The sequence below is a fragment of the Burkholderia sp. BCC1996 genome, from assembly GCF_905339955.1.
In the GTDB taxonomy this organism is placed as follows: domain Bacteria; phylum Pseudomonadota; class Gammaproteobacteria; order Burkholderiales; family Burkholderiaceae; genus Burkholderia.
Window position 1 is genome coordinate 1 of the sequence record NZ_CAJPHM010000120.1, and the last position, 267, is coordinate 267.

Here is a 267-nt window from a genome sequence, read left to right on the forward strand (position 1 = left end):
TGACTCGGCCCGCACCTGATTCGCATTCCTCACCACTTGACCATCGGGGCGCAGGCAGGTCCTCCTGCACCCATCTGCCAACGGACCTTCCGGAGACACAACGACATGTTCAAGCAAAAAGCCGCCCTGACCGCCGTCGCCTGCGCGCTCGCCTTCGGCGCCGCCGCCGCCCACGCAGCCGACAAGCCGCTGAAATCGATCGGCGTCACGGTCGGCTCGCTCGGCAACCCGTACTTCGTCACGATCGTGAAAGGCGCCGAGGCGCGC

Annotated in this window: 1 pseudogene; it reads left to right on the forward strand. The window is 66.7% G+C overall.

The annotated features are described in order from the left end of the window. Positions 1 to 105: 105 nt before the first annotated feature. Positions 106 to 267, forward strand: a pseudogene (locus tag U4Z64_RS37490) (ABC transporter); the annotation flags it as partial.